General features: G+C 68.9%; 15 protein-coding genes and 2 tRNA genes. 7 read left to right on the forward strand and 10 right to left on the reverse strand.

Annotation, left to right across the window (positions count from 1 at the left end):
- From AACZ35_RS07680 to AACZ35_RS07695, 4 genes are all read left to right on the forward strand, one after another.
- Window positions 1-356: hypothetical protein (locus AACZ35_RS07680; protein WP_339827873.1), on the forward strand; the 356-nt coding region annotated here is incomplete at its 5' end.
- Complete coding sequence (locus AACZ35_RS07685; RefSeq protein ID WP_339827875.1) at window positions 349-888, forward strand: hypothetical protein; 540 nt, start codon at window positions 349-351, stop codon at window positions 886-888. The genes AACZ35_RS07680 and AACZ35_RS07685, both read left to right, overlap by 8 nt.
- A 79-nt stretch (window positions 889-967) precedes the next feature.
- Window positions 968-1,210: a hypothetical protein gene (locus AACZ35_RS07690; protein WP_339827877.1), complete on the forward strand. Its 243-nt coding sequence runs from the start codon at window positions 968-970 to the stop codon at window positions 1,208-1,210.
- Window positions 1,203-2,243: a phage Gp37/Gp68 family protein gene (locus tag AACZ35_RS07695; RefSeq protein WP_339827879.1), complete on the forward strand. Its 1,041-nt coding sequence runs from the start codon at window positions 1,203-1,205 to the stop codon at window positions 2,241-2,243. Before AACZ35_RS07690 ends, AACZ35_RS07695 begins: the two co-directional genes overlap by 8 nt.
- Here the strand turns inward: AACZ35_RS07695 and AACZ35_RS07700 are convergent.
- Window positions 2,225-2,836 (reverse strand): hypothetical protein, encoded by a 612-nt coding sequence (locus AACZ35_RS07700; protein WP_339827882.1) that lies wholly within the window; start codon window positions 2,834-2,836, stop codon window positions 2,225-2,227. The genes AACZ35_RS07695 and AACZ35_RS07700 overlap by 19 nt on opposite strands.
- A gap of 52 nt (window positions 2,837-2,888) precedes the next feature.
- Between AACZ35_RS07700 and AACZ35_RS07705 the strand changes: the two genes are divergently transcribed.
- From AACZ35_RS07705 to AACZ35_RS07715, 3 genes are read left to right on the forward strand one after another with little or no spacing between them, the layout of a single operon-like run.
- Complete coding sequence (locus AACZ35_RS07705; RefSeq protein WP_339827885.1) at window positions 2,889-3,173, forward strand: hypothetical protein; 285 nt, start codon at window positions 2,889-2,891, stop codon at window positions 3,171-3,173.
- A gap of 2 nt (window positions 3,174-3,175) precedes the next feature.
- Window positions 3,176-3,379, forward strand: a complete 204-nt coding sequence (locus AACZ35_RS07710) for a DUF4224 domain-containing protein (RefSeq protein ID WP_339827887.1) — start codon at window positions 3,176-3,178, stop codon at window positions 3,377-3,379.
- A gap of 3 nt (window positions 3,380-3,382) precedes the next feature.
- Complete coding sequence (locus tag AACZ35_RS07715; RefSeq protein WP_339827890.1) at window positions 3,383-4,411, forward strand: tyrosine-type recombinase/integrase; 1,029 nt, start codon at window positions 3,383-3,385, stop codon at window positions 4,409-4,411.
- Between the two features lie 82 nt (window positions 4,412-4,493).
- On the opposite strand, the gene AACZ35_RS07720 is transcribed toward AACZ35_RS07715, so the two are convergent.
- From AACZ35_RS07720 to msbA, 9 genes are all read right to left on the reverse strand, one after another.
- A tRNA-Cys gene (locus AACZ35_RS07720) sits at window positions 4,494-4,567 on the reverse strand.
- A gap of 80 nt (window positions 4,568-4,647) precedes the next feature.
- Window positions 4,648-4,723 (reverse strand) — tRNA-Gly (locus tag AACZ35_RS07725).
- Between the two features lie 53 nt (window positions 4,724-4,776).
- Window positions 4,777-5,337, reverse strand: coding sequence for a CDP-diacylglycerol--glycerol-3-phosphate 3-phosphatidyltransferase (pgsA, locus tag AACZ35_RS07730; protein ID WP_339827893.1), 561 nt, complete (start codon window positions 5,335-5,337; stop codon window positions 4,777-4,779).
- A 27-nt stretch (window positions 5,338-5,364) separates the two neighbouring features.
- Complete coding sequence (gene uvrC / locus AACZ35_RS07735; protein WP_339827895.1) at window positions 5,365-7,197, reverse strand: excinuclease ABC subunit UvrC; 1,833 nt, start codon at window positions 7,195-7,197, stop codon at window positions 5,365-5,367.
- Window positions 7,194-8,612: a redoxin family protein gene (locus tag AACZ35_RS07740; RefSeq protein WP_339827897.1), complete on the reverse strand. Its 1,419-nt coding sequence runs from the start codon at window positions 8,610-8,612 to the stop codon at window positions 7,194-7,196. Before AACZ35_RS07740 ends, uvrC begins: the two co-directional genes overlap by 4 nt.
- A 28-nt stretch (window positions 8,613-8,640) precedes the next feature.
- Entirely contained in the window at window positions 8,641-9,102 is a 462-nt protein-coding gene (locus AACZ35_RS07745; protein WP_339827900.1) for a low molecular weight protein-tyrosine-phosphatase, read from the reverse strand.
- Window positions 9,103-9,119: 17 nt separating this feature from the next.
- Window positions 9,120-9,893, reverse strand: coding sequence for a 3-deoxy-manno-octulosonate cytidylyltransferase (gene kdsB / locus AACZ35_RS07750; RefSeq protein ID WP_339827903.1), 774 nt, complete (start codon window positions 9,891-9,893; stop codon window positions 9,120-9,122).
- Complete coding sequence (gene lpxK / locus AACZ35_RS07755; RefSeq protein ID WP_339827905.1) at window positions 9,890-10,897, reverse strand: tetraacyldisaccharide 4'-kinase; 1,008 nt, start codon at window positions 10,895-10,897, stop codon at window positions 9,890-9,892. The genes kdsB and lpxK overlap by 4 nt, the downstream gene beginning before the upstream one ends.
- On the reverse strand, window positions 10,894-12,614 hold a 1,721-nt coding region (gene msbA, locus AACZ35_RS07760), incomplete at its 5' end, for a lipid A export permease/ATP-binding protein MsbA (protein ID WP_339827907.1). The genes msbA and lpxK, both read right to left, overlap by 4 nt.

The following is a 12,614-nucleotide window of genomic DNA, read 5'->3' on the forward strand; positions in this document are numbered from 1 at the left end:
AGGACTTCGACACGGGCGAGCTCTTCGTCCAGTTCGAACACCGGGGCCGGTGCGTGATGCTCAAGGCCAGCTCGCGTGGCTATGCCGCGGCCTGGCTGCGAGAGCACCCCTACAACCCCAGCCGCCACCGGATCAGCAAGGCCGACTACGAGGCGAAGGCCCTCGGCATCGGCGCAATCGCGGTCTATTCGATCCTGCGCGACTGGGTGAAGGGTCAGGTGACCGCCATCGAGATCGGAATGATGTCCTTCGAGGCCGCGTTCCTGTCGCACATCCTCCTTCCCAACGGCGTGTCGGTAATCGACCACGTGAAAAGCCAGAACCTGCTGCCAAAGCTCGAGGCCCCCAATGACTAAACGCAACCTCCTCCTCGTCGGCCAGGCTGAGGAAATCGACCTCCTGACGCCCGCGGTGCGCGCGATGATGGAGACGCCCGGGATCTATGTCCTTGGCGACACGCAGCGCCCTGAGCTCAACTTCGTGCTCGTGGTGGTGGCGCCTTGGAAGGCACATTTCATGTCCCCCGACGCCGACCTGGTGGACCCCGAGCGCTTCCTGCCAACCGTCACTTCACACGGCCCCTACTTCGCAGGCCAAGACGTTCGCGCGGAGCTGGTCGCTGCTAAGGCCGAGCTCGACACGGCCAAGGTTGCCGCGGCGGCGGCGGCCGATGCCTGGCGGCCGATCGAATCTGCGCCGCAAGACACGGCCGGCGTGGCGATCCTGGCGCGCATGACCTGCTGTGGCGGCGGCGCGGGGCTGGTCGTTATGACAGCTGGCCGGAGCCGCGGCGTCTGGATCTACCCCAACGAGCACAAGTTCGAGTTCATCCGCTGGTGCCCCTTGCCGCCGATTTCCGAAGCCTTCGAGGTGGCCGGCCGTGGCTAGTGGGCTCAAGCGTCGAGACCTTCGCCCCTGCGCGGCTTGCGGCAAGGGCCTCGCGAAGGGGGGACCGCTGGTCTATCGGGTGACCGTGGATCGCCTTGTTCTCGACCCCCGGGCGATCCAGCGCCAGGCCGGACTTGAAATGCAGATTGGCGCCGCGCTCGCTAGCGTCATGGGTACCAACGAAGACCTGGCTATTCCCCTGGACACCTCGGAGATCGTGATCTGCGGCGACTGTTTGCTTCGCCCGCTCGCGGCCCTTCTGGAGGACCGCGACCAGGCCACCGAGCCGGACAGGGCGATCCTGAGGGACAACCATGGCTGACCACACCCACATCGAGTGGACCGACGCAACCTGGAACCCAATCACGGGCTGCAGCGTGGTGTCGGCCGGCTGCAAGCATTGCTACGCCATGAAGCTGGCCGGCACCCGCCTGCAGCACCACCCCAGCCGCGCTGGCCTCACGGTCGAGACCAAGGCCGGGCCCGTCTGGAACGGCCAGGTGCGGCTCAACGAGGAATGGCTCGACCAGCCGCTGCGCTGGCGCCGGCCGCGGCGCATCTTCGTCTGTGCCCACGGTGACCTGTTCCACGAGAACGTGCCCGACGAGTGGATCGACCGGGTGTTCATGGTCATGCGCTACGCGCCCGAGCACTCCTTCCAGGTGCTGTCCAAGCGGCCAGCGCGGATGCTGTCCTACCTCCAGCGGTTCAAGCCCAGTCCGGCGTGGGATGGCTACGTGACCCGGGATGGCGTTCCCAGCGGTGAACGCCCTGCAGATGCGCCCCTGTTTTTCCGCGACGCCTGGCCACTTCCCAACGTCTGGCTCGGCGTCAGCGTCGAGGACCAGGCCGCGGCCGACGAGCGAATCCCGCTGCTGCTGCAGACGCCGGCCGCGGTGCGGTGGATCTCCGCCGAGCCACTACTGGGGGCGGTGGACCTGCGGGACGCCCTGGACGAAGAGGGGCACGAAAGTGGCGGGCCTCAGGGCTGGGTGAGCACCAGGGCCCACGGCATCGACTGGGTCGTCGCCGGCGGCGAATCCGGCGCCGGTGCGAGGCCGATGCATCCCGACTGGGCGCGATCGCTGCGCGACCAGTGCGCGGCTGCCGGCGTGCCGTTCCTGTTCAAGCAGTGGGGGGAATGGCAGGAGGGCTCGGCCGGATCCACCACCACCGCGGCGGTCTTGGACGACGGCAGGGTCCTTCACAACTGGACTCTGCCGGCAATGGCCGCGGCCGATCGACAGAAGCGCGTGCCGACCTGTAGGCCGACTGTCATGGCGCGCGTCGGCAAGAAGGCCGCCGGCCGCCTGCTCGACGGCCAGCTGCACGACGACTACCCGGTGGACGCATGAGCTCGGTTCTGACCGATTCGGGTTGTCACGGCGTCGCAGGCAGTGGCCAGCTGTTCGCCGGCTGCTTCGAGCATCCGGACCCGGTTGTCTTTGAGGACCGGCACGGCGATCTGCATGCCTTGAATGGGCACCGGTGGCTCGTTATGCATCACCTGGAGAATGTCACCAATGCGGCGCGATCGGGCGCGCACCTCTGCCAGCGCGCGGAGCAGATCGTAGTCGCCAAGCTCAAGGCAAGGGCCGAATCGTTCCAGGTACTCCAATCTCGAAACGACGCCCTCAGCGTGGGACCGACCAAACATGTACTGAACGTCGAGGTTCTGATGGTCGCGCCGAAGACCAGCAAGCCCCCTTGCCTCGCTCGCGATCGCATCGACGGCCGCCACCACGGCGTCACGAAGCAAGCGCCGAGTTTTCGCCTCGCGCACCTCGCCGAGGGCGAAAGCACCCAAGACGGCGATAAAAGCTCCCAGCGCAGCGCCTGCGATCTGGGCCCAGATTTCAGCCCCTTCGCCAGTGGCCATCAGCAGGCCCAATGCAACGCCCATGACCATGGCAGTCCCGATCACAAGAATCGGGATCGCCCAGTTCATAACCCGCTCCAATGCCCCACGGAATCCAGCCATTGCCGGAGGATAGCCCACCATGACTGTTGTTGAACGGGTCCTCGAGCTCGTGCTGCGCGCCGAGCGCCCTCAGTCCCTGCAGAGCCTCACCGCGACCCTGGGTGCCGACCCGCGGCGCGTGGCCAGCGCCTGCGCCCACCTGGAGCAGCGGGGTGAGATCCTTCGCACCAGCGAGGGGGTCATGGCACCGATCGACTGGCCGGAGCTGCCCGCGGTCGGTGTTCGGGCGCGCGGCCGGGACCTGGTCCCCTGCGTCGGCCTGGTGCTGGCGACCGAGGGTTGCCGAGGCCTGGAGGTGGCCTGACCATGGCTCTGTGCCTTTCCAAGTCCGAGATCGCGGAGCTGGCCCGTAGCCCCCAGAGGCGGCGGCAGGTGCGGTTCTTGGTCAAGAACGGAATCCGGCACTACCTGGACGACCACGGCTGGCCGGTCGTCCCTCGATCAGCCATTGATCCCACCCCGGCGCCAGCGCAGGATAAGCCGCGTTGGAGTCCGAATAAGGCCCCCTAGCGCATGGGTCGACGCCCGTCACGTCCGAATGCCATCCCTCGCCTGCGGCTACGCCGAAAGGCCTCCGGGAAGATCTACTACTACTACGACCACGGCGGCACGCCGCGCCGCGAGGAGCCGCTGGGCTGCGACTACGGCCTGGCCATCAAGCGCTGGGCCGAGCTCGAGCGCGAGCAGACGGTGCCGCTGCAGGCGGTGATCACCTTCCGGTGGGTGGCCGAGCGGTACCGGGAGCACGTACTCCCCACGAAGGCCGACCGCACCCAGCGCGACAACCTGCGCGAGCTGGCCAAGCTGCTGGCCTTCTTCGACGATCCGCCGGCGCCGCTCGAGGCGATCGAGCCCGTCAATGTCCGGCAGTACATGACCTGGCGCACGAAGAGCGGCAAGGGCCTGGTGCGCGCGAACCGGGAAAAGGCCCTGCTCTCGCACATCTGGAACTTCGCCCGCGACAAGGGCTACACCTCCCTGCCCAACCCGTGCGCCGGCATCAAGGGCTTCAAGGAGACGGGCCGCGACGTCTACGTCGAGGACGTCGACTTCCAGGCGATCTGGAAGCACGCCGACGTGTGCCTGCGCGATGCCATGGATCTGGCTTACCTCACCGGCCAGCGCCCGGCCGACGTGCTGCGCATGACCGAGATGGATCTTCGCGACGGCGTCGTGCACGTGCGCCAGGGCAAGACCGGTTCGAAGCTGCGGATCCAGGTCGCCGGCGAGCTCGGCGAGCTGCTGGCGCGGATCCGCGTTCGAAAGGCCGGGCACAAGGTGCACAACACGCGGCTGATCGTGAACGAAAGCGGGCGTGCGCTCGGCGTCAACGCAATGTCGCGTCGCTGGGTAGCCGCGTGCGAGAAGGCCGGCATTGAGGGACTACAGTTCAGGGATTTGCGCGCGAAGGCCGGCACCGACAAGACCGAGTCGGCGGGCGATATCCGGCAGGCGCAGCAGCAGCTGGGCCACGCTTCGGTCGTAATGACCGAGCACTATGTCCGGAAGCGCAAGGGACAGAAGGTGACACCGACCCGCTGAATTGCGGACCAAGACCCCGGATTGCGGACCGGGCGGCGGGAGGGTCGGGATAAAGAAAACCGCGCCGTAGCGCGGTTTGAAATGGAGGCCGAGGTCGGAATTGAACCGGCGTACGCGGATTTGCAGTCCGCTGCATAACCACTCTGCCACCCGGCCGGGAAGCGAATCCGGGGCCAAGCTTAGCGCGGCGGACCCGGAAAAAACAAAACCCCGGCGAACGGGGCTTTGTCTGAAACTGGAGCGGGAAACGAGACTCGAACTCGCGACCCCGACCTTGGCAAGGTCGTGCTCTACCAACTGAGCTATTCCCGCAAGAGACGCGTATTTTGGGGATCGGGCGGGTCCCTGTCAATACTTTTTTCGCTTCAACCTTTCTTGCGCATGGTCGGCCAGGCCGCCCGCAGGTAATCCCAGCCCGACCACAGGGTCAGGGCCGCGGCCACCGCCAGCAGCCATTCACCGATGCGGAACACCGGCAGGCCCAGCAGGTCTTCCTGGAACAGCAGGCAGCTGATCGCGGTCATCTGCACGATGGTTTTTATCTTGCCCAGCGCGGCCACCTTGACCAGGCCGTGGGCGCCCATCTGCGCCATCCATTCACGCAGCGCCGAGATGGTGATCTCGCGGCCGATGATGACCGCCGACAGCATGGCCATCAGCGGGGTCGGGTAACGCTCGACCACCAGCAGCAGCGCGAAAGCGACCGTCAGCTTGTCGGCGACCGGGTCCAGGAAGGCGCCGAAGGCCGAATACATGCCGTAGCGCCGGGCGATCCAGCCGTCCGCCCAGTCCGTCACCGCCCCCAGGATGAACACTGCCGCCGCCGCGATGTTGGTCCAGCCGTAGGGCAGGTAGAACACGACCACCAGCACCGGAATCAGCAGGATCCGGAAGATGGTGAGCATGGTCGGGATTGTCAGGGTCATCGGTTCGCCGGCGTCGGGATCGCGCGATTATGGCTCAAGTCCATGCAGGGCATCGTAGATGCGCTGCGCCAGCGCGGCACTCACGCCCTCGGCACGCGCGATTTCCTCGACCCCGGCCTCGCGCAGTCCGGCCAGCCCGCCGAAGTGTTTGAGCAATGCCGCACGCCGACGCGGGCCGATGCCCGGGATGTCCTCGAGCCGGCTGGTCTCGCGGGTTTTCTGGCGTTTGCCACGATGGCCGGTGATCGCAAAACGATGCGCCTCGTCGCGCACCTGCTGCACCAGCTGCAGGCCGGGCGATGCGGCGCCTGGCCGGATCTCGCGGCCGTCGGGGAAAACCAGCGCTTCGTGCCCTGCCCGCCTCGCTTCGCCCTTGGCGACGCCGACCATGGCCACGCCGGTGACGCCCAGGGCTTCGAGCACCGAACGCGCCTGCGCCAGCTGGCCGGCGCCGCCGTCGATCAGCAGCAGGTCCGGCAGCACGCCGTCTTCCATGCCGCGGCGGAAGCGCCGTTCCAGGGCCTGGTGCATCGCCGCGTAGTCGTCGCCGGGTTCGATGCCGCTGATGTTGTAGCGGCGGTATTGCCCGCGCACCGGGCCTTCGGCGTCGAAGACCACGCAGGAGGCGACGGTGGCCTCGCCCATGGTGTGGCTGATGTCGAAACACTCGATGCGCGCCGGGGTTTGAGCCAGGCCCAGCAGTTCCTGCAGCGAGGCCAGCCGGGCGCGCTGGCTGGCGCTGCTGGCCAGTTCGGTGCCCAGGGCCAGGGCGGCATTCTGGCGGGCGATGTCGAGGTAACGGGCGCGTTCGCCGCGCACCGACGACTTGATTTCGACCTTGCGGCCTGCCTGGCTGGCCAGCACCTCCTGCAGCAGGGCCTGGTCGGCGATGGCGTGGCTGAGCACGATTTCGCGCGGCGGCCGGTGTTCAAGGTAATGCTGGGCGACAAAGGCCCCCAGCACCTCTTCGCAGGATTCGGCGCCGTTGGCCTTGGGGAAAAAACTGCGCGTGCCCTGGTTGTAGCCGTTGCGGAAGGCCATCAGCAGCACGCAGGCCTGGCCGCGGTCGAGCACGCAGGCCAGCACGTCCATCTCCACCTGTTCGCCTTCGACGTACTGGCGGGCCTGGATGCGCCGGATCGCGGCGATCTGGTCGCGCAGCTGGGCCGCCTGTTCGAACTCCAGGCGGGCACTGGCCGCTTCCATGGCCTGGCCCAGTTCATCCACCAGTTCGGTGCTGCGGCCTTCCAGGAACAGCGCCGCGCGCCGCACCGTGGCGTCGTATTCGCGGGTCGGCACCAGTCCGACGCAGGGCGCGCTGCAGCGGCCGATCTGGTGCTGCAGGCAGGGCCGGCTGCGGTTGCGGAAGACGCTGTCCTCGCAGCTGCGCAGCTTGAAGAGTTTGAACATCAGGTCGAGGGTTTCACGCACGGCGCCCGAGCTGGTGAACGGCCCGAAATAGCGCCCGGGCACCGAGCGCGGCCCGCGCTGGTAGGCCAGGCGTGGCCAGGTTTCGTCGGTAAGCACGATGTGCGGGTAACTCTTGTCGTCGCGCAGCAGCACGTTGTAACGCGGCCGCAGCGACTTGATCAGCTGGTTCTCGAGGATCAGCGCCTCGCTTTCGGTGCGCGTGATCGTGACTTCGATGCCGGCGATCTGCGCCACCATCAGGGCGATGCGGCGTGAGGGCTGTTCCTTGAGGAAATAACTGGCGACGCGCTTTTTCAGCGACGCAGCCTTGCCCACGTAAAGCACCGAGCCGTCGGCGGCCAGCATGCGATAGACGCCCGGCGCCGGGGTCAGCTGGCGAACGAAGGCCTTGCCGTCGAATTCCCCGGCTTGCGCCGGCCCGTCGGTCATTCGCCGATCGGCAGCCGGCCGAGCTTGCCGGTGCCCAGGTCGTAGCGCAGCACTTCGTGCGCGCCGGAGTTGGCGATCCACAGCGAACCCGGCGCGGCGGCGAGGGCCGCAGGCTGTTCGAGCTGCTGCGCCAGCGGATGCGTGCTGACGTCGCCGCCGCCCAGGCGCAGGCGGCGCAGGCTGCCGTTGTAGCTGTCGGCGATCCACAGCACCGGGCTGGACGGGTCGAGGGCCAGCGCCAGCGGGTATTGCAGGCGCGCCTCGCGGCGCTGTCCGTCCTGGTCGCCGAACTCGTACAGGCCCTGCCCCACCAGGGTCTGCACCTGGCCCTGGGTGATCTGCAGCGAACGGATCGCGGAGCTGGCGGCATCGGCGATGTAGAGCGTCTGCTGCACCTGCGCCAGCGCCGCCGGGTGCGCGAACATCGCGCCGTGGGCCGGGCCGTCGGCAAGGCCCAGTTCACCCGAGCCGGCGGTGAGTTTGAGCCGGGCTTCGCCCAGTTCGAACTCCCAGACCTGGTTGGCGCCGGCCATGGCGATGTAGATGCGGTCGAGGTTGCCGACCACGTCCCAGGGTTGGTTCAGGGGCAGCTCCGAGGCCTTGCCGCTGCCTTCGCGGGGCGTGCCCGGGAGACCGGTGCCGGCCAGGGTTTCGACCGCGCCGTCGAGCAGGCGGATGCGGCGCAGGGCGTGGTTGCCGGTGTCGGCCACGTACAACGATTCGCGCACCAGGCACAGGCCGCGCGGATGCCGGAACGCCGCGTCTTCCGGTGCGCCGTCGACCAGGTCGCCGTGGCCGGTGCCGAATTCGCGCAGGACGCGGCCCGAGTGGGTGCACTCAAGGATTCGGTGGTGGCCGGTGTCGGCCACGTACAGGTGGTTTTCGCCGACCGCCAGGCCGGACGGGAAGGACAGCGGCAGCCGCGCTTCGGCGCCGAGCCGGCGCGGCGGGTCGGTCTGCACCAGGGCACCGCCGACTTCATCGATCAGGCCCTGGATGGCGGTTTCCAGGCGGCCGGCCTGGTCGTCGCCGGTGAACAGTTCACGCAGGCGGCCACGGGTGTCGACCAGCGCCACCGACGGCCAGGACTGGATGCCGTAGTGCTGCCAGGTGCTCCAGCCACGGTCGTTGGCCACCGGGAACGGCAGGCCCAGCCGGTTGGCGGCCTTGAGCACCAGGCGGCCGTCGAGTTCGGAATCAAAGCGCGGCAGGTGGATGCCGATGAGCGACAGGCCCAGCGGGAATTTCGCCTGCAGCCGCTGCAGCTCGCCCAGCAGGGTGTGGCAGTACGGCGACGCGGCGTTCCAGAACACCAGTCCCAGCACCCGGCCCCGATGGGCTTCAATGCGCTGCGGGTCGGCGTTGAGCCACTGCAGCTGGGCGGGTAATTCGGGCGCGGCGTAGGCGGCGTTCATGGGCACGGGTTCCGGGGGGTCACGGGCATTATGCCCCTGAAGCCAAACGCCGCAGCAGGCCGTCGGCGGCCTCGCTGGCGAGCTGGCAGACGTGGTCGAAATCCCGGTCGTGGCCGTAATACGGGTCGGGCACTTCCCCGCCCTGCTTCACGCCGCACCATTCAAGCGCCAGCACGATGCGCGGCCGCGCCGAAACCGGCGCCAGCGAACGCGCCGCGGCCAGGTTGTCGCGGTCGGCGCACAGCACCAGGTCGAAGGCCTGGAAGTCGGCGTACTGAAGTTGGCGTGCGCGCTGGCCGGAGATGTCGATGCCGCGGCGCCGGGCGGCGGCGATGGCCCGCGGGTCGGGCGGCTGGCCGGCATGCCAGCCGCCGGTGCCGGCCGAGTCCACGCTGAAGGCGACCGGGCTGTCCGCGCGACGGTGCGCCGCCCAGCCTTCAAGCAGCGGCGAACGGCAGATATTGCCCATGCAAATAAACAATATATTCAATAGCTTAAATTGATTAATTAAAGTTGATTATCTTTCCGGAACCGGGCCTCGGCGCGGGCCAGGTCGGCTTCGGTGTCCACGCCCGGCGGGAACGGCACCGGCGTCAGCCCGACCGCGATGCGGTAGCCGGCTTCGAGCACGCGCAGCTGCTCCAGGGCTTCAAGCTGTTCAAGCTGTCCGGGCGGCAGTTGGGTGAAGGTGCGCAGGAAACCCGCCCGGTAGGCGTAGATGCCGATGTGCCGCAGCGCGCTGCCGGCCACCGGGCCGACGCGGTCGCGGGCGAACCGGTCGCGCTGCCAGGGGATCGGCGCCCGGCTGAAATACAGGGCCAGGCCCTTGCTGTCGCGCACCAGCTTCACGGCATTGGGGTCGAACAGGGTGCCGGCGTCTTCGATCGGCGCCGCCAGCGTCGCCATCTCGGCCTGCCCGCCCGCCAGCACGTCCGCCACGGCGCGGATGCCTTCCGGCGGTGCGAAGGGTTCGTCACCCTGCAGGTTCACCACGATGCTGTCGTCGGGCCAGGCCAGCTGCGCGGCACATTCGGCCAGGCGGTCAGTGCCGGAGGCGTGGTCGGCGCGGGTCATGCAGACGCGCAGGTCCTGCCCGGCCAGGGCGTCGGCGATGCGCGGGTCGTCGGTGGCGACCACGACCTCGCGGGCGCCGGCCGCCAGCGCCCGCCGTGCGACGTGCACGACCATGGGTTCGCCGGCGATCAGCCGCAGCGGTTTGCCCGGCAGCCGCGAGGCGCCGAAGCGGGCGGGAATGGCAACGATGAAGTCGGTTTTGCTCACGGGTGGGTTCCCGGGTTGGGCTCGCGCCGGGCCGCGGCGAGGCGGTCGTTCACGGCATCCACGAAGGCATCAGGCAATTCGGCCACGGCCGGCACCGTCCAGGCGTCGCGCAGCCCGAAGCCCGTGCATTTGACCGCGTCCTTTTCCGTCATCAGCCGCGGCGCCGGCGGGCTGAATTCGAGTTCGCCGGCCCGGTAGGCATGGTGGTCGGGGAAGGCGTGTTCCAGCACCTCCAGGCCGGCCGCGCGCAGGGCCTGGAAAAACCGGCCCGGATTGCCGATGCCGGCAATGGCGTGAACCGGCCCGGGCGCGAACAGGCCCAGCGGCCGCGGTTCGCCGGGGCCCAGCGGCCGCGCGTCGCCGAGGCGAAGATCCATGCGCCAGTCGTCCCCGGCCGCATCGCCGCCGTTGATCACCCGGAAATCCACGGCGCGACCGGCAGGCTCGCGCAGCGGGCCGGCAGGCAGCAGCCGGCCATTGCCCAAGCGGCGCTCGCCGTCGCGCACTTCGATTTCGACATCGCGGCCCAGGCGCAGGTGCTGCAAGCCGTCGTCGGCGATGACCAGGTTGCAGCCGGCTTCGACCAGGCGCCTTGCGGCCGCGACGCGGTCGCTGTCCACCGCGACCGGCAGGCCGGTTTGCCGGGCGATCAGCAGGGGTTCGTCGCCGCAGTCGGCGGGGTCGGAATCCGGGTGCGCCCAGGTCGGACCCTTGCCGCGGCGGCCGTGGCCGCGGCTGGCGATGCCGGGTTTCCAGCCGCGGCGCGCCAGGGCCCGGGCCAGGGCGATGGCCAGCGGCGTCTTGCCGGCGCCGCCGGCGACCAGGTTACCGATCACCAGCACCGGCACCGGCAAGTGCTGCACCTGCCGCGCCCCGTTGGCAAAGGCGGCCTGGCGCCGGCGCAGCAGCGCGCCATAAACCAGGGACAGCAATCTGAGCACCGGACCGGGCGCCACGTCGCCATACCAGCGCCGCAGCAGCCAGCGCTCGAGCGCGGCTTTCACCCGGCCTCCGGCTCGCGGAACTGCATGCGGTGCAGGTGGGCGTAAAGCCCGCCCTTGGCCAGCAGGCTGGCGTGCGTGCCCTGCTCCACCAGGCGGCCGCCGTCGAGCACCAGCACCTGGTCAGCGTGTTCCACCGTCGACAGCCGGTGCGCGATGACCAGGGTGGTCCGGTCCGGGATGAGCCGGTTCAGCGCGTCCTGCACCAGGCGCTCGGATTCGGTGTCCAGCGCGGCGGTGGCTTCGTCCAGGATCAGGATCGGCGCGTCCTTGAGGATGGCCCGGGCGATGGCCAGGCGCTGGCGCTGGCCACCGGAAAGCAGGCCGCCGTTTTCACCGATGGTCGCCTGCATGCCGCCGGGCAGGCGCTCGATGAACTCCAGCGCGTTGGCGGCTTCGGCGGCGGCGTGGATGCGCGCCTGGTCCGCGCCAGCGTCGGCGCCATAGGCGATGTTGGCGGCGATCGAATCGTCGAACAGCATCACCCGCTGCCCGACCATGGCCACCTGCCGGCGCAGGTCGGCCAGCTTGTAGTCGCCGACGGCGTGGCCGTCCACGCGCACTTCGCCCTGGCTGGCTTCGTAAAAACGCGGCAGCAGGCGGATCAGGGTGGACTTGCCGCTGCCCGAACGGCCAACGATGGCGGTGACGGTGCCCGGCGCGGCGCTGAAGCTGATACCTGCCAGCGCCGGCGTTTCCTGGCCCGGATAGGTGACGCTTACGTCGCGGAATTCAATCTCGCCGCGGGCACGTGCCAGCGGCCGCTGGCCGGTGTCGGCCTCGTCGGCTTCGTCGAGGATGAAGAACAGGCGGTCGGCCGCGGCGACGCCGCGCTGCACGACACTCTGCACGTTGGCGATGCGCTTGAGCGAAGGCAGCATCGCCATCATCGAGGTCAGGATGGCGACGAAGCTGCCGGCGGTCATGCGGCCCTGGCTGGCCTCGTGCCCGGCCACCAGCAGGATCACCGCCAGCGCCACCGCGGCCAGGGTCTGCACCAGCGAAGACGCGCCGGCGCGGGTGGCTTCGACCTTCACGCCCAGGCGCAGGTTCTGGCCGATCAGCTTGCGGTAACGCGAAAGTTCGGACTCCTGGGCGCCGTAGACCTTCACTTCCTGCTGCGCGGAAAGCGCCTGTTCGGCGATCTGCGCCATGGAGGCCACGCCGTCCTGTATGCCGCGGTTGATGCGCCGGTAGCGCCGCCCCACCACCGCGGAAATACCGCCGATAAGCGGCGCCAGGATCAGCATCACCACGGTCACCTGCGGGCTGTACCAGAACATCACCGCCAGCAGCGCGACGATCGTCAGCGAGTCGGTGAGGATGGTCTTGAGCGCGTCCGAGCTGGCCTGGGTCACCTGTTCGGTGTCGTAGTTCAGGCGCGAGACCATGGCCGGCACCGGCTCGCGGTCGAAGCGTTCGCTGGGCAGGCGCAGGTACTTGGCCAGGATGTCCTCGCGCAGGTCGCGCACGACGCTGCGGCCGGTGCGGGCCATGCCGTAGTCGGTGGCGAAGGTGGCGAATCCGCGCACCACGAACAGGCTGACGATGGCCAGCGGGATGGTCCAGCGCATGCCTTCGTTCTGATTGACGAAGGTCTCGTCGACGATGGGTTTCATCATCCAGGTGAAGGCCGCGGCGGCGCCGGCCTCGAACACCATGCCCACGCCCGCGGCCGCCAGCAGCGGCCAGTAGCGCCGGGCGCGTTTGAGCAGCCGGC

The organism is uncultured Arenimonas sp. (genome assembly GCF_963976025.1).
Lineage (GTDB): Bacteria > Pseudomonadota > Gammaproteobacteria > Xanthomonadales > Xanthomonadaceae > Arenimonas.

Bases quoted from the DNA above. Each gene is read 5' to 3' on its own strand.
- AACZ35_RS07695 (WP_339827879.1), top strand. From the start codon at position 1,203: ATGGCTGACCACACCCACATCGAGTGGACCGACGCAACCTGGAACCCA.
- uvrC (WP_339827895.1), bottom strand. From the start codon at position 7,197: ATGACCGACGGGCCGGCGCAAGCCGGGGAATTCGACGGCAAGGCCTTC.
- AACZ35_RS07685 (WP_339827875.1), top strand. From the start codon at position 349: ATGACTAAACGCAACCTCCTCCTCGTCGGCCAGGCTGAGGAAATCGAC.
- AACZ35_RS07740 (WP_339827897.1), bottom strand. From the start codon at position 8,612: ATGAACGCCGCCTACGCCGCGCCCGAATTACCCGCCCAGCTGCAGTGG.
- AACZ35_RS07710 (WP_339827887.1), top strand. From the start codon at position 3,176: ATGGCTCTGTGCCTTTCCAAGTCCGAGATCGCGGAGCTGGCCCGTAGC.
- AACZ35_RS07700 (WP_339827882.1), bottom strand. From the start codon at position 2,836: ATGAACTGGGCGATCCCGATTCTTGTGATCGGGACTGCCATGGTCATG.
- AACZ35_RS07705 (WP_339827885.1), top strand. From the start codon at position 2,889: ATGACTGTTGTTGAACGGGTCCTCGAGCTCGTGCTGCGCGCCGAGCGC.
- pgsA (WP_339827893.1), bottom strand. From the start codon at position 5,337: ATGACCCTGACAATCCCGACCATGCTCACCATCTTCCGGATCCTGCTG.
- AACZ35_RS07715 (WP_339827890.1), top strand. From the start codon at position 3,383: ATGGGTCGACGCCCGTCACGTCCGAATGCCATCCCTCGCCTGCGGCTA.